This is a genomic window from Streptomyces sp. NPDC015127, from assembly GCF_043080095.1.
Lineage (GTDB): Bacteria > Actinomycetota > Actinomycetes > Streptomycetales > Streptomycetaceae > Streptomyces.
The window spans coordinates 100,878-117,951 of sequence record NZ_JBIBVE010000019.1 but is presented as its reverse complement, the minus strand read 5'-3'; the positions used below and the strand labels follow the sequence as shown (position 1 = coordinate 117,951).

Below are 17,074 nucleotides of genomic sequence, written 5' to 3'. Positions count from 1 at the left end.
GCCGTGCCGCCGAGGTTGAGCCATGCGTATCCGCACTGACTTCCCGTACGAGACGGCCCACGAGGACCTGCGCGTCCGACTCCCCGACGGCATCGCCCTGTACGCACGTCTGTGGCGGCCGGTCACGGACGAGCCCGTGCCCGCCCTGCTCGAGTACGCGCCGGACCGGCTCACCGACGCGACCGCGGTACGCGACGGTGAGCGCCACCCCTGGTACGCGGGCCACGGCTACGCCTGCCTGCGGGTCGACGTGCGCGGGCACGGCAACAGCGAGGGCGTGCCCGGCGTCGTGGGGGACGCGGCCGAGCTCGCTGACGGTGTCGCGGTGATCGAGTGGCTGGCGCGGCAGCCGTGGAGCACCGGACGCGTCGGTCTGATCGGCATGGGCGCGGCCGGCCGGAGCGCGCTGCAGATCGCGGCGCTCGCGCCGCCGGCGCTGCGGGCCGTGGTCGCGGTGTGCGCCGGCGACGACCCGTACGACACCGACGGCCCCTTCCTCGGCGGGGCGGTCACCGGACAGGCGCTGCACTCCCGGGCCGCGGCCCTGCTCGCGCAGGCCGCCCGGCCGCCGGACCCGCTGCACACGGGCGAGGCGTGGCGCGCGCTGTGGCTGCGGCGACTGGAGGCGATCGAGCCCGTCGTCCCCGCGTGGCTCGCGCATCCGCTGCGCGACGCGTTCTGGCGGAGCGCCGGGATCAGCGACGACACGGACGCGGTGCGGGCGGCGGTCCTGGCGGTGAGCGGTCTGCACGACCCCGCCCGGGACGCGGTCCTGCGGCTCGTGGAGCGGCTGCCGGCGGACCGGGTGCGGGGGCTGATCGGGCCGTGGCCGCGCCAGTACCCGGACCGGGACCCCGAGCGGGGGATCGGCTTCCTCCAGGAGACGCTGCGGTGGTGGGACCAGTGGCTGAAGGACCGGGACACGGGCGTGCTGTCCGAGCCTCTGTTGCGCTGGCGGCCCGGGCCCGCAGCGCCGGGGCCCGGCCGCTGGACCGGCGCGGACGCCTGGCCGCCGCCGCACGTCACCGTGGTCCCCTACGCGCTCGGCGGCCCGCCCGGCGCCCCTGGCGCCCCTGGCACTCCTGTTCTCGTGGACTCCCCGCAGCACACCGGGACGGACGCGGGCCGGACGTGTCCCGTGGGCCACGCCGCCGATCTGCCGCCGGATCAGCGGGAGGAGGACGCCCGGTCGGTGTGCTTCGAGTTCCCCGTGGGCACCACGCCCGTCGAGGTCCTCGGGCGGCCCCGGGTCACCCTGCGGCTGCGCCTGGACGCGCCGCACGCACAGGTCGTGGCCCGGCTCTGCGACGTCGCCCCGGACGGCGCCTCCGCGCTGGTCACGCGCGGCGCCCTCGACCTCGCCGCGCGTGCGGGCCGGGAGCGGGCGCTCGCCTGGGCGCCCGGCACGACCGAGGACGTGTCCTTCGAGCTGTCCCTGGCCGCGCACACGTTCGCGCCGGGCCACCGGGTCCGGCTCGCCGTCTCCTCCGCGTACTGGCCCTGGCTGTGGCCCCGGCCGGACGCGGCGGGCTTCACCCTGGACCCGGCGGGCTCGCGTCTCGACCTGCCGGTCCGCGAAGCGGGCGGGCCGAGCGGCGAGTTCGCGGAGCCGGAGCACTCCGAGCCGCCGGCCGTCGCCGTCCCGCAGACCCTCGACGGCGACCGCCCCCGGCTGCTGCTGACACGCGACGTGGCGGCCGGGCTGTGGACCCTGGAGGCGACGCCCCACCGCGGCGGCACGCATGTCCACCCGGACGGCCTGGAGTACACCCAGGAGACCCGTGAGACGTACGCGATCCAGCAGGACGACCCCCTCTCCGCACGCGCCGGCACCACCTGGACGATCCGGCTGCACCGGCCGGAACTCGGCTGGGACGTCCGTGTCGAGACCCGCTCCGCCCTCGACTGCGACGCCACCGGCCTCCTCGCCTCGGACGAGATGGTGTGCCGCGACGGCGACGAGATCGTCTTCCACCGCACCTGGGAGAAGCGCGTGCCCCGCACGGCGCCCTGACGGGGCGACGGCCGGCTCCGGAGCGCGCCGAGTGTGATCCATTGGGCCCTGCCGCGGCGGGCGGGAGGGCACGTAACGTGTCACCCACACCCGTGGAAAGCGAGGCAGGCACCGATGTCCGAGCAGAGCCCGCTCGATCTGGCCGAGGGCGATCCCTTCGGCCCGCACAACCTTCCGTACGGCGTCTTCACCACGGCCGACGAGCCGGAGCGCCGCAGGCTCGGCGTCCGGATCGGTGGCCATGTGCTCGATGCGGGGGCCGCCGCCGTCGTGCTCGGCTCCCCGTACGCCGAGGTGCTGGCGCAGCCGAGCCTCAACCCGCTCCTCGCCGCCGGGCGCACGGCCTGGCGCGACGTGCGGCGCGCCCTGACCGCCTGGGTCACGGTGCCCGCCCACCGGGCCGACATCGAGCCGCTGCTGCACCCGCTGGACACCGTGACGATGCACCTGCCGTACGACGTCGCGGACTACGTCGACTTCTACGCCAGCGAGCACCACGCCACCAACGTCGGAAAGATCTTCCGGCCGGACGGCGACGCGCTCACGCCCAACTGGAAGCACCTGCCGATCGGCTACCACGGCAGGTCGGGCACGGTCGTGGTGTCCGGCACCGACGTCGTGCGGCCCTCCGGACAGCGCAAGGCACCGGCGGACGCGGCCCCCGTCTTCGGACCGTCCGTGAAGCTCGACATCGAGGCCGAGGTCGGCTTCCTCGTCGGCACCCCGTCCCAGCAGGGCAGGCCCGTCCCGCTCGCCGACTTCCGCGAGCATGTCTTCGGCCTCTTCCTGCTCAACGACTGGTCGGCGCGCGACATCCAGGCGTGGGAGTACGTGCCGCTCGGCCCCTTCCTCGGCAAGTCCTTCGCCACCTCGGTGGCGGCCTGGGTCACCCCGCTGGAGGCGCTGGAGGCCGCCAGGACCGCGCCGCCGGCCCGGGACCTCCCGCTCCTGCCGTACCTCGACGACTCGGCCGAGGAGGAGCCCGGCGGCTTCGACCTGCGCATCTCGGTCGCGCTCAACGGCCAGGTGGTCGCCGAGCCGCCGTTCGCCACGATGTACTGGACGGCCGCGCAGCAGCTCGCCCACATGACGGTCAACGGCGCATCGCTGCGCACGGGCGACCTGTTCGGCTCGGGCACGGTCAGCGGGCCCGAGGTGAACCAGCGCGGCTCCCTCCTCGAACTCACCTGGAACGGCCGCGACGCGGTCGAACTGCCCGACGGCAAGCGCACGTTCCTGGAGGACGGCGACGTGGTCACGCTCACCGCCTGGGCGCCGGGCCCCGACGGCGTCCGGGTCGGCCTCGGCGAGGTCACGGGCCGGATCGTGCCTTCCGCCTGACCGGTCCTGCCCCGGGTCCGCCGCTCCTCGGCGGCGGGACCCGGGGCGGGCCGAGGCCCGTCCCTCAGCTCTCCACGAGTCTGACCACGATCATGAACGAGCCGCCGGCCAGCAGGAACACCGCGAACGCCGCCTTCCACGGGCGGCGCCGGCGCACCAGGTCGCGGCCCGCGCCGGCGATCGCGAAGACCGCGCCGATCAGGCCCAGCGCGCCCACGACCGCAGCGGTCCAGTAGACCCAGCCGTGCTCCCCGAACACGCGCAGCAGGAACAGAGCGGGCCCCAGGAGTACGAGTGGCCACAGGTGGTCACCGCCGGACTCCTCCGCCGCCCGGTGCCGTATCTCCTGCTCGGTCATGTCTCCCCCGTGGTCGTCGGTCGTTCGTCCAGGCTCCCGGTAGGACGACGCGCGGCACCGGCGGGTTGCCCGGGCGGTACGCGGACACGGCAGAGGGCCCGGCCTCTCCGCGGGGAGAGGCCGGGCCCTCGGGCGTGCCGCGCCTAGCGCACGAACACGCTCGCCTGGCTCGCCAGATCGAGGAAGTACTGCGGCGCGAGGCCCAGCACCAGCGTGACCGCCACGCCGACGCCGATCGTCGTCATCGTCAGCGGGGACGGGACGGCCACCGTCGGACCCTCCGGCTTCGGCTCGCTGAAGAACATGAGCACGATGACCCGGATGTAGAAGAACGCGGCGATCGCCGACGAGATCACACCCACCACGACCAGCGCTCCCGCGCCGCCCTCCGCCGCCGCCTTGAAGACCGCGAACTTGCCGGCGAACCCGGACGTCAGCGGAATACCGGCGAAGGCGAGGAGGAACACCGCGAAGACCGCCGCCACGAGCGGCGAACGCCGCCCGAGACCCGCCCACTTGGACAGGTGCGTCGCCTCGCCGCCCGCGTCGCGGACCAGGGTGACGACGGCGAACGCGCCGATCGTCACGAACGAGTACGCGAGCAGGTAGAAGAGGACGGACGAGATGCCGTCGGGCGTCGTGGCGATCACACCGGCGAGGATGAAGCCGGCGTGCGCGATCGACGAGTACGCCAGGAGCCGCTTGATGTCGGTCTGGGTGATCGCGACGATCGCGCCGCCGAGCATCGTGACGATGGCGATCGCCCACATGACCGGGCGCCAGTCCCAGGTCAGGCCCGGCAGCACCACGTACAGCAGCCGCAGGAGCGCGCCGAAGGCGGCGACCTTGGTGGCCGCGGCCATGAAGCCGGTGACCGGGGTCGGCGCGCCCTGGTAGACGTCGGGCGTCCACATGTGGAACGGCACCGCGCCGACCTTGAACAGCAGGCCCATGAGGATCATCGCGCCGCCGATCAGCAGCAGCGCGTCGTTGCCCATCGTGTCGGCGAGCGCCGGGTCGATGGTGCGGACGCTGCCGTCGACGACCTCGGCGATGCGGGCGTACGACACCGAGCCCGCGTAGCCGTACAGGAGCGCGATGCCGAAGAGCAGGAACGCGGAGGAGAACGCGCCCAGCAGGAAGTACTTCACCGCCGCTTCCTGCGACATGAGCCGCTTGCGGCGGGCCAGCGCGCACATCAGGTACAGCGGCAGCGAGAAGACCTCCAGCGCGATGAACAGCGTCAGCAGGTCGTTGGCGGCCGGGAAGACCAGCATGCCGGTGATCGCGAACAGGGCGATCGGGAACACCTCGGTGGTGGTGAACCCGGCCTTCACCGCGGCCTTCTCGTGCTCGCTGCCCGGGACCGCGGCGGCCTCGGCGGCGAACGAGTCGACGCGGTTGCCGTGTGCCGCCGGGTCGAGACGGCGCTCGGCGAACGTGAAGACGGCGACCAGCGACGCCAGCAGGATCGTGCCCTGCAGGAACAGCGCCGGCCCGTCGACCGCGATCGCGCCCATGGCGGCGATGTGCGCCTTGGTGGTGCCGTACCCGCCGGCGGCGAGCCCCACGACCGCCGCGAAGGAGGCCGCGAGCGCGACGACGGTCAGGAACACCTGGGTGTGGTACCGGGCCCTGCGCGGGACGAGGGCCTCCACGAGCACACCCAGCACGGCCGCGCCGACGACGATCAGCACGGGTGCCAGCTGGGCGTACTCGATGTGGGGCGCGGGGATCTTGCCGAGCGGCTCGACCTCCGCGGCCGTCGTCCACAGGCTGTGGACAGCTGTAGCGCTCACTTGGCCGCCTCCACATCGGGCCGGGGGTCCTGCTTCTGTACGTCGGACATCGTGTGCTCCACGGCCGGGTTGACGATGTCGGTCAGCGGCTTCGGGAACACACCGAGGAAGAGCAGCAGCGCGATCAGCGGTGCCACGACCGCCAGTTCACGTGCCCTCAGGTCGGGCATCGCGCTGACCTCCGCCTTCACCGGACCGGTCATCGTGCGCTGGTAGAGCACGAGGGTGTAGAGCGCGGCGAGCACGATGCCCGAGGTCGCGATGATCCCGGCCACCGGATAGGCGGAGAACGTGCCGACCAGGACCAGGAACTCGCTGACGAACGGGGCGAGTCCGGGCAGCGACAGGGTGGCCAGGCCGCCGATCAGGAACGTGCCCGCGAGCACCGGGGCGACCTTCTGCACTCCGCCGTAGTCGGCGATGAGCCGCGAGCCGCGCCGCGAGATCAGGAAGCCGGCGACCAGCATCAGCGCGGCGGTCGAGAGACCGTGGTTGACCATGTACAGCGTCGCGCCCGACTGGCCCTGGCTGGTCATCGCGAAGATGCCCAGGATGATGAAGCCGAAGTGCGAGATCGACGCGTACGCCACCAGGCGCTTGATGTCCCGCTGGCCCACCGCGAGCAGCGCGCCGTAGACGATGCTGATCAGGGCCAGCGTGATGACGACCGGCGTCGCCCACTTCGACGCCTCCGGGAAGAGCTGGAGGCAGAAGCGCAGCATCGCGAACGTGCCGACCTTGTCGACGACCGCCGTGATCAGCACGGCGACCGGGGCGGTCGCCTCGCCCATCGCGTTCGGCAGCCAGGTGTGCAGCGGCCACAGCGGGGCCTTCACCGCGAAGGCGAAGAAGAAGCCGAGGAACAGCAGCCGCTCGGTGGTGGTCGCCATCTCCAGCTGACCGCTCGCCCTGGCCTCGGCGATCTCGGAGAGCGAGAAGCTGCCCGCGACGACGTACAGGCCGATGACTGCGGCCAGCATGATCAGGCCGCCGACCAGGTTGTACAGCAGGAACTTCACGGCCGCGTACGACCGCTGGGCCGCCGCGTGCTCGTCCGTGCCCGCATGGGCGCGGTCGCCGAAGCCGCCGATGAGGAAGTACATCGGGATGAGCATGGCTTCGAAAAGGATGTAGAAGAGGAAGACGTCGGTGGCCTCGAAGGAGAGGATCACCATCGCCTCGACCATCAGGATCAGGGCGAAGAAGCCCTGCGTGGGCCGCCACCTCTTGCTGCCGGTCTCCTGCGGGTCGGCGTCGTGCCAGCCGGCCAGGATCACGAACGGGATCAGCAGCGCGGTCAGCGCCACCATCACGACCCCGATGCCGTCGACACCCAGCTCGTAGCGGACCCCGAAGTCCTTGATCCAGGCGTGCGATTCGGTGAGCTGGTAGCGGTCGCCGCCGGGCTCGAACCGTACGAGCACGATCGCGGCGAGCACGAGTGTCGCCAGCGAGACCAGCAGCGCCAGCCACTTGGCGACCGTCCGGCGCGCGGCGGGCACGGCCGCGGTGGCGATCGCGCCGAGCGCCGGCAGTACGGCCGTTGCCGTCAGAATCGGGAAGCCTGCGTTCACTACTTGGGACATGACGATCAGACCGCCCTCATCAGCAGGGTCGCGGCGATCAGGATCGCCGTACCGCCGAACATCGAGACCGCGTAGCTGCGGGCGTAGCCGTTCTGCAGCCTGCGCAGCCGGCCGGAGAGCCCGCCGAACGTGGCCGCCGTGCCGTTGACCACTCCGTCGACCAGAGTGTGGTCGACATAGACCAGCGAGCGGGTGAGGTGCTCGCCGCCGCGGACCAGGACCACGTGGTTGAAGTCGTCCTGGAGCAAGTCGCGTCGGGCGGCGCGGGTGAGCAGGGAGCCGCGCGGCGCCGTGACGGGCACCGGGCGCCGCCCGTACATCAGGTACGCGAGTCCCGCGCCGAGCAGCAGCACGACGATCGTCGAGGTCGTGATGGCCGGGACGCCGATGACCGGGTGCGGGTGCTCGAACTGGGTGACCGGCTCCAGCCAGTGGACGAAGGACTCGTTCAGGCTGAACAGGCCGCCCGCGAAGACCGATCCGAAGGCGAGCAGGATCATCGGGATCGTCATCGACTTGGGCGACTCGTGCGGGTGCGGCATCTCCCCGGGGTGCACCTCGATGCCGGGCTCGACGCTGGGCGCCGTGTCCGGGTCGGGGGCGGGCTGCCAGCGCTTCTCGCCGAAGAAGGTCATGATCATCACGCGGGTCATGTAGAACGCGGTGATGCCGGCGCCCAGCAGCGCCACGCCGCCGAAGATCCAGCCGCGGATCCCGTCGTCGTACGCGAAGGCCGCCTCGATGATCTTGTCCTTGGACCAGAAGCCGGACAGGCCCGGGAAGCCGATGATCGCCAGGTAGCCGAGGCCGAAGGTGACGAAGGTGACCGGCATGTACTTCCTGAGGCCCCCGTACTTGCGCATGTCGACCTCGTCGTTCATGCCGTGCATGACCGAGCCCGCGCCGAGGAACAGCCCGGCCTTGAAGAAGCCGTGCGTCACGAGGTGCATGATCGCGAAGGCGTATCCGATGGGGCCGAGACCGGCCGCGAGAATCATGTAGCCGATCTGCGACATGGTCGAGCCGGCCAGTGCCTTCTTGATGTCGTCCTTGGCGCAACCGACGATCGCACCGAAGAGGAGCGTGACCGCGCCGACGATCACGACCGCCAGCTGGGCGTCCGGCGCGGCGTTGAAGACGGCGCCGGAGCGGACGATCAGGTAGACGCCGGCGGTGACCATGGTGGCCGCGTGGATCAGGGCCGAGACCGGGGTCGGGCCCTCCATCGCGTCCCCGAGCCAGGACTGCAGCGGCACCTGGGCCGATTTGCCGCACGCGGCGAGCAGCAGCATCAGGCCGATGGCCGTCAGCATGCCCTCGCTGGTCTCGCCCGTGGACTCCAGCACCGGCCCGAAGGCGAAGGTGCCGAAGGTGGTGAACATCAGCATGATCGCGATCGACAGGCCCATGTCGCCGACCCGGTTGACCAGGAAGGCCTTCTTCGCCGCGGTGGCGGCGCTGGGCTTGTGCTGCCAGAAGCCGATGAGCAGGTACGAGGCGAGGCCGACGCCCTCCCAGCCGACGTACAGCAGCAGGTAGTTGTCGGCGAGCACCAGCAGCAGCATGGCCGCGAGGAACAGGTTCAGGTAGCCGAAGAAGCGGCGGCGCCGCTCGTCGTGCTCCATGTACCCCACGGAGTAGAGGTGGATCAGCGTGCCCACCCCGGTGATCAGCAGGACGAACGTCATCGACAGCTGGTCGAGCTGGAAGGCGATGTCCGCCTGGAACCCCTCGACCGGGATCCAGCTGAACAGCGTGCTGTGCAGGGCGCGTTCCTCCGCGTCCTTGCCGAGCATGTCGGCGAACAGCACGGCGCCGATGACGAAGGACGCGGCGGCGAGCAGGGTGCCCAGCCAGTGGCCGGTGCGGTCGAGCCGGCGGCCGCCGCACAGCAGCACCGCCGCTCCGAGCAGGGGCGCCGCGACGAGCAGCGCAATCAGGTTCTCCACGATTCGTCGGTCCCCTTACAGCTTCATCAGGCTGGCGTCGTCGACCGAGGCCGAGTGGCGGGAACGGAACAGCGACACGATGATCGCGAGTCCGACCACGACCTCCGCGGCGGCGACGACCATCGTGAAGAACGCGATGATCTGGCCGTCGAGATTGCCGTGCATCCGGGAGAAGGCGACGAGTGCGAGGTTGCAGGCGTTGAGCATCAGCTCGACGCACATGAAGACCACGATCGCGTTCCGCCGGATCAGGACACCCGCCGCGCCGATGGTGAACAACAGGGAGGCGAGGTAGAGATAGTTGACCGGATTCACCGCGTGGCCTCCTGTCCGTCCCGGTCGTGCTCGTCCCGGTCGCGTCCGAGGCGCTCCTCGGACCGCTGCTCGATCGCCTTGAGATCGCCCAGCGCGTCGGCCGACACGTCGCGGATCTGGCCGCGCTCACGCAGCGTCTTGCTGACGGTGAGCTGGGAAGCGGTGCCGTCGGGCAGCAGACCGGGGATGTCCACCGCGTTGTGCCGGGCGTAGACGCCTGGAGCGGGCAGGGGCGGCAGCTGCCGGCCCTCCCGTACACGCTGCTCGGACAGCTCCCGCTGGGTCCTGGCCCGCTCGGTGCGCTCGCGGTGCGTGAGCACCATCGCGCCGACCGCGGCCGTGATCAGCAGGGCGCCGGTGATCTCGAAGGCGAAGACGTACTTGGTGAAGAGCAGGGCCGCGATGCCCTCGACATTGCCGCCGTGCGTGGAGTTGGCGACGCCCAGTCCGTTGAAGTTCTTCAGCGAGGCGTGGCCGATGCCGGCGATCAGCAGGATGCCGAAGCCGAGCCCGCAGGCCGCGGCCAGCCAGCGCTGGCCCTTCAGCGTCTCCTTCAGCGAGTCGGCGGCGGTGACGCCGACCAGCATGACGACGAAGAGGAACAGCATCATGATCGCGCCGGTGTAGACGATGATCTGCACGACGCCGAGGAAGTACGCCCCGTTGGCGAGGTAGAACACCGCCAGGACGATCATGGTCCCGGCGAGGCTGAGCGCGCTGTGCACGGCCCGCTTCATCAGGATCGTGCCGAGCGCCCCGAGCACGGCGACCGTGCCCAGCACCCAGAACTGGACGGCCTCGCCGGTCGACGCGGCGGCGGCGAGCGTGCTCATGCGCCGATCACCTTCTTCGACGCCGGCTCGTCCTCGCCGAAGGTGGACTCGGCCTCCTGCACCCGCTCGCCCTTGGAGTGGGCGACCTGGCGGACCGTGCCGGGAGCGGCCTCGGTGACCAGCCCCCGGTAGTAGTCCTGTTCGTCCATGCCGGGGTAGATGGCGTGCGGTGAGTCGACCATGCCCTCCTCCAGACCGGCGAGCAGCTGCTCCTTGGTGTAGATGAGGTTCTCCCGGCTGCTGTCCGCCAGTTCGAACTCGTTCGTCATGGTCAGCGCGCGCGTCGGGCAGGCCTCGATGCACAGGCCGCACAGAATGCACCGGGCGTAGTTGATCTGGTAGACACGGCCGTACCGCTCGCCCGGGGAGTAGCGCTCCTCGTCGGTGTTGTCCGCGCCCTCCACGTAGATGGCGTCGGCCGGACAGGCCCAGGCGCACAGCTCGCATCCGACGCACTTCTCCAGCCCGTCCGGATGGCGGTTGAGCTGGTGCCGGCCGTGGAAGCGCGGCGCCGTGACCTTCTGCTGCTCCGGATACTGCTCGGTCAGCCGCTTCTTGAACATGGCCTTGAAGGTCACGCCGAAGCCGGCGACCGGATTCTGGAACGAGCTCTCGGATCCCTCAGACACCGTCAGCCTCCTTTCCGTCCTGAGGACCATCACTGTCGGTTTGGGGGCCACCGCTGACGATCAGTTCCCCGTCGCGGCGCGGGCGCCTGCGCGGCACCGGCGGCAACTCCTGGCCGGGCAGCGGCGGTACGGGGAATCCGCCCGCCATCGGGTCGAAGGGGCCGGGTTCGGGCTTCGCGGCCTCGGCCTCCTTCTCCTTCTTGCCTCGGAAGACGTCGGCGACGAAGGACAGGAGCAGCACGGCGATGACGGCACCGGCGACGTAGAGCACGATCTGCTGGAAGTCGTAGTTCTCGTTCCGCAGCGCCCGCACGGTCGCGACCAGCATCAGCCAGACGACGGAGACCGGGATCAGGACCTTCCAGCCGAGCTTCATCAGCTGGTCGTAGCGGACACGCGGCAGCGTGCCGCGCAGCCAGATGAAGAAGAACAGCAGCAGCTGCACCTTGAGGACGAACCAGAGCATCGGCCACCAGCCGTGGTTCGCACCCTCCCAGAACGCGGAGATCGGGTACGGCGCCCGCCAGCCGCCCAGGAAGAGGGTGACCGACACGGCGGAGACGGTGACCATGTTGACGTATTCGGCCAGCATGAACATCGCGAACTTGATGGAGCTGTACTCGGTGTTGAAGCCTCCGACGAGGTCGCCCTCGGACTCCGGCATGTCGAACGGCGCCCGGTTGGTCTCCCCGACCATCGTGACGACGTAGATGATGAAGGAGACAGGCAGCAGCAGGATGTACCAGCGGTCCGCCTGCGCCTCCACGATCGCCGACGTCGACATCGAGCCGGAGTACAGGAAGACGGAGGCGAACGCCGCGCCCATCGCGATCTCGTACGAGATCATCTGCGCGCACGAGCGCAGACCGCCGAGCAGCGGATACGTCGAGCCGGACGACCAGCCCGCGAGCACGATGCCGTAGATGCCGACCGAGGCGACCGCGAGGATGTAGAGCATCGCGATCGGCAGGTCGGTCAGCTGCATCGTGGTGCGGTGGCCGAAGATCGAGATCTCGTTGCCGGCCGGGCCGAACGGGATCACGGCGATCGCCATGAAGGCCGGGATCGCGGCGACGATCGGGGCAAGGATGTAGACCACCTTGTCCGCGCGCTTGACGATCACGTCTTCCTTGAGCATCAGCTTGACGCCGTCGGCGAGCGACTGGAGCAGGCCCCAGGGGCCGTGCCGGTTCGGGCCGATGCGCAGCTGCATCCAGGCGACGACCTTGCGCTCCCACACGATGGAGAAGAGCACGGTCACCATCAGGAAGGCGAAACAGAACACGGCCTTGATGACGACGAGCCACCAGGGGTCGCGCCCGAACATCGACAGGTCCTCGAGCGCCAGGACGCTGCGCTGTGCTTCGGCGACATGAGCCAGCATGGTCATGCGCGCACCTCCGATGCGGGGGTGGCCGGGGCTGCGCCCGGCAGGCCGGCGTGGGTCGGGGACCCGGACGGCCGCACGGCGTCGCGCAGAGGCGCGGCCGCCGGCCGGCGGGTGACTCGGGCGGTCATGACTGCACCTCCGGCGTGGCCCCGACGGCACCCGTCGCGGCCGCGATGCGGACGAGCTCGCCCGGACGGGCACCGGTGTCCGCGGTCACTCCGCCACCGGCCGAGTTCATGGGCAGCCAGACCACGCGGTCGGGCATCTCGCTCACCTGCAGCGGCAGGCGCACCGATCCGGCCGGACCCGAGACCTGGAGTTCGTCGCCGTCCTTGACGCCTGCCTCGGCCGCGGTCGCCGCCGACAGCCGGGCCACGGCGGCGTGCCGGGTGCCGGCCAGCGCCTCGTCGCCCTGCTGGAGCAGGCCCTGGTCGAGCAGGAGCCGGTGACCGGCGAGGACCGCCTCGCCCGCGCCCGGACGCGGCAGCGGCCGCGCGGACTCGGCGGGTTCGCCGGCACGGGGGCCGTCCCAGCGGCCGAGCCGGTCGATCTCGGCGCGGACGGACCTCAGGTCCGGCAGGCCGAAGGGGATGTCGAGCGCGTCGGCGAGCATGTGCAGCACGCGGGCGTCGGTCGGCGGGAGGGGGCGGGTCATCTGGTCGGGCTTGAGCGCGGCCTCGAACATCCGCACTCTGCCTTCCCAGTTGAGGAAGGTGCCGGGCTTTTCGGCGACGGCCGCGACCGGGAAGACGACGTCCGCCCGCTCGGTGACCTCGCCGGGCCGCAGCTCCAGCGACACCAGGAAGCCGACCGCGTCGAGCGCCTCACGCGCGCGTGCCACGTCGGGCAGGTCGGCGACCTCGACACCCGCGACGACGAGCGCGCCCAGTTCGCCGGTGGCCGCGGCCTCGACGATCTGGCCGGTGTCGCGGCCGTAGCGGAGCGGGAGTTCGCGTACGCGCCAGGCCTCCGCGGTCTCCTCGCGGGCCCGCGGGTCGGTGGCCGGACGGCCGCCCGGCAGCAGCGACGGGAGCGCGCCCGCCTCAACCGCGCCGCGGTCACCGGCCCGGCGCGGGATCCACACCAGACTGGCGCCGGTGGCGGCCTGGAGGCGCAGCGCGGCGGTGAGGCCGCCGGGCACGGCCGCGAGCCGCTCGCCCACGACGACGACCGCGCCCTCGGCGCGCAGCGCCTCGGCCGCCTTGGCGCCGTCCCCGTCCAGTCCGGTGCCGGAGGCGAGGGCGTCCAGCCACTCGGTCTCGGTGCCGGGGGCGGCCGGCAGCAGCGTGCCGCCCGCCTTGGTCAGTCCGCGGGTGGCGTGCGTGGCCAGTGAGAAGGTGCGCTGGCCGTGCTTGCGGTGGGCCTTGCGCAGTCGCAGGAAGACGCCGGGCGCCTCCTCCTCGGACTCGAACCCGGCGAGCAGGACCGCCGGTGCCTTCTCCAGCGCGGTGTAGGTGACGCCGGTGCCGGACAGGTCCCGGCCCCGGCCCGCGACCGCTGCCGCGAGGAAGTCGGCCTCCTCGGCGGAGTGGACCCGAGCCCGGAAGTCGATGTCGTTGGTGTCGAGGGCGACCCGGGCGAACTTGGCGTACGCGTAGGAGTCCTCGACGGTCAGCCGGCCGCCGGTCAGCACACCGGCCCGGCCGCGTGCGGCCCGCAGGCCCTCCGCGGCCGCTTCCAGCGCCTCCGGCCAGCTCGCCGGCACCAGCTCACCGGTGTCCTTGTCGCGCACCAGCGGGGTGGTGAGGCGGTCGCGCTGCTGGGCGTAGCGGAAGGCGAACCGCCCCTTGTCGCACAGCCACTCCTCGTTGACCTCCGGGTCCTCGGCGGCCAGCCGGCGCATGACCTTGCCGCGGCGGTGGTCGGTGCGGGTGGCGCAGCCGCCCGCGCAGTGCTCGCACACGCTCGGCGAGGAGACCAGGTCGAAGGGCCGGGAGCGGAAGCGGTAGGCGGCCGAGGTCAGCGCGCCCACCGGGCAGATCTGGATGGTGTTGCCGGAGAAGTACGACTCGAACGGGTCGCCCTCGCCGGTGCCGACCTGCTGGAGCGCGCCCCGCTCGATCAGCTCGATCATCGGGTCGCCCGCGACCTGGTTGGAGAACCGGGTGCAGCGGGCGCACAGCACGCACCGCTCGCGGTCGAGCAGCACCTGGGTCGAGATCGGCACGGGCTTCTCGTAGGTGCGCTTCTTCCCCTCGAAGCGGGAATCCGCCTGGCCGTGCGAGACCGCCTGGTTCTGCAGCGGGCACTCGCCGCCCTTGTCGCAGACCGGGCAGTCCAGCGGGTGGTTGATCAGCAGCAGCTCCATCACGCCCTTCTGCGCCTTCTCGGCGACGGGCGAGGTGAGCTGCGTCCTGACGACCATGCCGTCGGTGCAGGTGATGGTGCAGGACGCCATCGGCTTGCGCTGGCCCTCGACCTCGACGATGCACTGGCGGCAGGCGCCGGCGGGGTCGAGGAGCGGGTGGTCGCAGAAGCGGGGGATCTCGATGCCGAGGAGTTCGGCGGCCCGGATCACCAGGGTCCCCTTGGGGACCGAGAGTTCGATGCCGTCGATGGTCAGCGAGACTGCGTCCTGGCCGACGGCCTTCGACGGTCCGGCAGCCTCCCCGCCACCGGAGGGCGCACTGGTCGTGACGGTCATGCGTTCACCTCCGTGTTGCGTCGGTCGGCCCAGACCGTCGACTTGGCCGGGTCGAAGGGGCAGCCCCTGCCCGTGATGTGCTGCTCGTACTCGTCGCGGAAGTACTTCAGCGACGAGAAGATCGGCGATGCGGCGCCGTCGCCGAGGGCGCAGAAGGACTTGCCGTTGATGTTGTCGGCGATGTCGTTCAGCTTGTCGAGGTCGCTCATCGCGCCCTTGCCGGCCTCGATGTCGCGTAGCAACTGGACGAGCCAGTAGGTGCCTTCGCGGCAGGGCGTGCACTTGCCGCAGGACTCGTGGGCGTAGAACTCGGTCCATCGCGTCACGGCCCGCACCACGCAGGTGGTCTCGTCGAAGCACTGGAGCGCCTTGGTGCCGAGCATCGACCCGGCCGCGCCCACGCCCTCGTAGTCCAGCGGGACGTCGAGGTGCTCGTCGGTGAACATCGGGGTGGAGGAGCCGCCGGGCGTCCAGAACTTGAGCCGGTGGCCCGGCCGCATGCCGCCGCTCATGTCGAGCAGCTGGCGCAGCGTGATGCCGAGCGGGGCCTCGTACTGTCCGGGCGAGGCGACGTGGCCGCTGAGCGAGTAGAGCGTGAAGCCCGGGGACTTCTCGCTGCCCATGGACCTGAACCAGTCCTTGCCCTTGTGGAGGATCGCGGGAACGGACGCGATGGACTCGACGTTGTTCACCACAGTGGGGCATGCGTACAGACCGGCGACCGCGGGGAAGGGGGGCCTGAGCCGGGGCTGGCCGCGGCGTCCTTCCAGGGAGTCGAGCAGCGCGGTCTCCTCACCGCAGATGTACGCGCCGGCGCCCGCGTGCACGGTGAGTTCGAGGTCGAGTCCGCTGCCCAGGATGTCCTTGCCGAGGTAGCCGGCCTCGTAGGCCTCGCGCACGGCCTCGTGCAGTCGCCGCAGCACGGGGACGACTTCGCCGCGCAGGTAGATGAAGGCGTGGTTCGAGCGGATCGCGTAGCAGGCGATCACGATGCCCTCGATGAGCGAGTGCGGGTTGGCGAACAGGAGCGGGATGTCCTTGCAGGTGCCCGGCTCCGACTCGTCGGCGTTGACCACGAGGTAGTGGGGCTTGCCGTCGCCCTGCGGGATGAACTGCCACTTCATCCCGGTGGGGAAGCCGGCGCCGCCTCGGCCGCGCAGGCCCGAGTCCTTGACGTAGGCGATGAGCTCGTCGGGCGACATCGCGAGCGCCTTGCGCAGGCCCTCGTAGCCCTCGTGCCTGCGATAGGTCTCCAGGGTCCAGGACTCCGGCTCGTCCCAGAAGGCCGAGAGCACCGGGGCGAGCAGCTTCTCCGGGCTCGCCTCGCCGCCGGTCTCCTGCCGGGAGCTGCCGCCCCCGTATTCGGTGGACACGGTCATCACTCCCCCTCCTCGCTGACAGGTCCGGCCGGGTGCTCCGGGTCGGATGCCGATGTCTGCTGCGGTGCGTCATGAGAGCTGAGGTGCTCGGCTCCCGGCTGTGGCCGCTCCTGGGGCGCCTCGCCGCGCGGATGGACCACGCGCGTCGCCGGGGCGGCCTCGCCCCTGGCCAGGCGGAGCCCGATCAGCGACGCGGGTCCGGCGCCGCCGCTCGCCTCGACCGCGCCGGGACGCTCGTCGGGGAAGCCGGCCAGGATGCGGGCGGTCTCCTTGTAGGTGCACAGGGGCGCGCCGCGGGTGGGCCGGACCTGCTTGCCCGCCCGCAGGTCGTCGACGAGCCTCTTCGCCGACTCGGGCGTCTGGTTGTCGAAGAACTCCCAGTTGACCATCACGACGGGCGCGAAGTCGCAGGCGGCGTTGCACTCGATGTGCTCGAGGGTGACCTTGCCGTCCTCGGTCGTCTCGCTGTTGCCGACGCCGAGGTGCTCCTTGAGCTCCTCGAAGATCGCGTCGCCGCCCATCACCGCGCACAGGGTGTTGGTGCAGACGCCGACCTGGTAGTCGCCGGAGGGCTTGCGCCGGTACATGGTGTAGAAGGTGGCGACCGCGGTGACCTCCGCGGTGGTCAGTCCCAGCATGTCCGCGCAGAACCGCATGCCCGTACGCGTCACATGGCCCTCCTCCGACTGCACCAGGTGCAGCAGCGGGAGCAGCGCTGAGCGCGAGTCCGGGTAGCGGGCGATGACCTCCTTCGCATCCGCCTCGAGCCGGGCGCGCACATCGGCCGGATAGTCGGGTGCGGGCAGTTGCGGCATGCCCAGACTGGTCGCAGTTACG

The 17,074-nt window shown here is 71.3% G+C and carries 13 protein-coding genes; 2 read left to right on the top strand and 11 right to left on the bottom strand.

Going from position 1 to position 17,074, the window contains the following annotated elements; genetic code table 11:
- The first annotated feature begins 22 nt into the window (after positions 1-22).
- Both ACF08N_RS31485 and fahA read left to right on the top strand, forming a co-directional pair.
- Entirely contained in the window at positions 23-2,014 is a 1,992-nt protein-coding gene (locus tag ACF08N_RS31485) for a CocE/NonD family hydrolase (protein ID WP_392328115.1), read from the top strand.
- A gap of 114 nt (positions 2,015-2,128) precedes the next feature.
- Entirely contained in the window at positions 2,129-3,355 is a 1,227-nt protein-coding gene (gene fahA / locus ACF08N_RS31480) for a fumarylacetoacetase (RefSeq protein WP_392328114.1), read from the top strand.
- 64 nt (positions 3,356-3,419) lie between these two features.
- Here the strand turns inward: fahA and ACF08N_RS31475 are convergent, their stop codons facing one another.
- The 11 genes from ACF08N_RS31475 to nuoE all read right to left on the bottom strand — a co-directional run bounded on the left by ACF08N_RS31475 (position 3,420) and on the right by nuoE (position 17,052).
- Positions 3,420-3,713, bottom strand: coding sequence for a hypothetical protein (locus ACF08N_RS31475; protein WP_392328113.1), 294 nt, complete (start codon positions 3,711-3,713; stop codon positions 3,420-3,422).
- Between the two features lie 143 nt (positions 3,714-3,856).
- Complete coding sequence (gene nuoN, locus ACF08N_RS31470; protein ID WP_392328112.1) at positions 3,857-5,512, bottom strand: NADH-quinone oxidoreductase subunit NuoN; 1,656 nt, start codon at positions 5,510-5,512, stop codon at positions 3,857-3,859.
- On the bottom strand, positions 5,509-7,098 hold the full coding sequence (locus ACF08N_RS31465) for an NADH-quinone oxidoreductase subunit M (RefSeq protein ID WP_392328111.1): 1,590 nt from the start codon (positions 7,096-7,098) through the stop codon (positions 5,509-5,511). Before ACF08N_RS31465 ends, nuoN begins: the two co-directional genes overlap by 4 nt.
- A 5-nt stretch (positions 7,099-7,103) precedes the next feature.
- A complete protein-coding gene (nuoL, locus tag ACF08N_RS31460) occupies positions 7,104-9,047 on the bottom strand; it encodes an NADH-quinone oxidoreductase subunit L (protein WP_392328110.1) in 1,944 nt (647 codons plus the stop codon).
- Positions 9,048-9,062: 15 nt separating this feature from the next.
- Entirely contained in the window at positions 9,063-9,362 is a 300-nt protein-coding gene (gene nuoK, locus ACF08N_RS31455; protein WP_189554133.1) for an NADH-quinone oxidoreductase subunit NuoK, read from the bottom strand.
- On the bottom strand, positions 9,359-10,195 hold the full coding sequence (locus ACF08N_RS31450; protein ID WP_392328109.1) for an NADH-quinone oxidoreductase subunit J: 837 nt from the start codon (positions 10,193-10,195) through the stop codon (positions 9,359-9,361). The genes nuoK and ACF08N_RS31450 overlap by 4 nt, the downstream gene beginning before the upstream one ends.
- A complete protein-coding gene (nuoI, locus tag ACF08N_RS31445; RefSeq protein WP_392328108.1) occupies positions 10,192-10,854 on the bottom strand; it encodes an NADH-quinone oxidoreductase subunit NuoI in 663 nt (220 codons plus the stop codon). Before nuoI ends, ACF08N_RS31450 begins: the two co-directional genes overlap by 4 nt.
- Complete coding sequence (gene nuoH, locus ACF08N_RS31440) at positions 10,817-12,214, bottom strand: NADH-quinone oxidoreductase subunit NuoH (protein ID WP_392328107.1); 1,398 nt, start codon at positions 12,212-12,214, stop codon at positions 10,817-10,819. The genes nuoI and nuoH overlap by 38 nt, the downstream gene beginning before the upstream one ends.
- A 124-nt stretch (positions 12,215-12,338) precedes the next feature.
- Positions 12,339-14,858, bottom strand: a complete 2,520-nt coding sequence (locus ACF08N_RS31435) for an NADH-quinone oxidoreductase subunit G (protein WP_392328106.1) — start codon at positions 14,856-14,858, stop codon at positions 12,339-12,341.
- Positions 14,855-16,237: an NADH-quinone oxidoreductase subunit NuoF gene (nuoF, locus tag ACF08N_RS31430; protein WP_392328105.1), complete on the bottom strand. Its 1,383-nt coding sequence runs from the start codon at positions 16,235-16,237 to the stop codon at positions 14,855-14,857. The genes ACF08N_RS31435 and nuoF overlap by 4 nt, the downstream gene beginning before the upstream one ends.
- A complete protein-coding gene (nuoE, locus tag ACF08N_RS31425) occupies positions 16,237-17,052 on the bottom strand; it encodes an NADH-quinone oxidoreductase subunit NuoE (RefSeq protein WP_392328132.1) in 816 nt (271 codons plus the stop codon). Before nuoE ends, nuoF begins: the two co-directional genes overlap by 1 nt.
- Positions 17,053-17,074: the final 22 nt, after the last annotated feature.

Excerpts from the sequence above, each read along its gene's own strand:
- ACF08N_RS31485 (WP_392328115.1), top strand. The coding sequence starts at position 23 with ATGCGTATCCGCACTGACTTCCCGTACGAGACGGCCCACGAGGACCTG.
- fahA (WP_392328114.1), top strand. The coding sequence starts at position 2,129 with ATGTCCGAGCAGAGCCCGCTCGATCTGGCCGAGGGCGATCCCTTCGGC.
- ACF08N_RS31475 (WP_392328113.1), bottom strand. The coding sequence starts at position 3,713 with ATGACCGAGCAGGAGATACGGCACCGGGCGGCGGAGGAGTCCGGCGGT.
- ACF08N_RS31465 (WP_392328111.1), bottom strand. The coding sequence starts at position 7,098 with ATGTCCCAAGTAGTGAACGCAGGCTTCCCGATTCTGACGGCAACGGCC.
- ACF08N_RS31450 (WP_392328109.1), bottom strand. The coding sequence starts at position 10,195 with ATGAGCACGCTCGCCGCCGCCGCGTCGACCGGCGAGGCCGTCCAGTTC.
- nuoI (WP_392328108.1), bottom strand. The coding sequence starts at position 10,854 with ATGGTCCTCAGGACGGAAAGGAGGCTGACGGTGTCTGAGGGATCCGAG.
- nuoH (WP_392328107.1), bottom strand. The coding sequence starts at position 12,214 with ATGACCATGCTGGCTCATGTCGCCGAAGCACAGCGCAGCGTCCTGGCG.
- ACF08N_RS31435 (WP_392328106.1), bottom strand. The coding sequence starts at position 14,858 with ATGACCGTCACGACCAGTGCGCCCTCCGGTGGCGGGGAGGCTGCCGGA.
- nuoF (WP_392328105.1), bottom strand. The coding sequence starts at position 16,237 with ATGACCGTGTCCACCGAATACGGGGGCGGCAGCTCCCGGCAGGAGACC.
- nuoE (WP_392328132.1), bottom strand. The coding sequence starts at position 17,052 with ATGCCGCAACTGCCCGCACCCGACTATCCGGCCGATGTGCGCGCCCGG.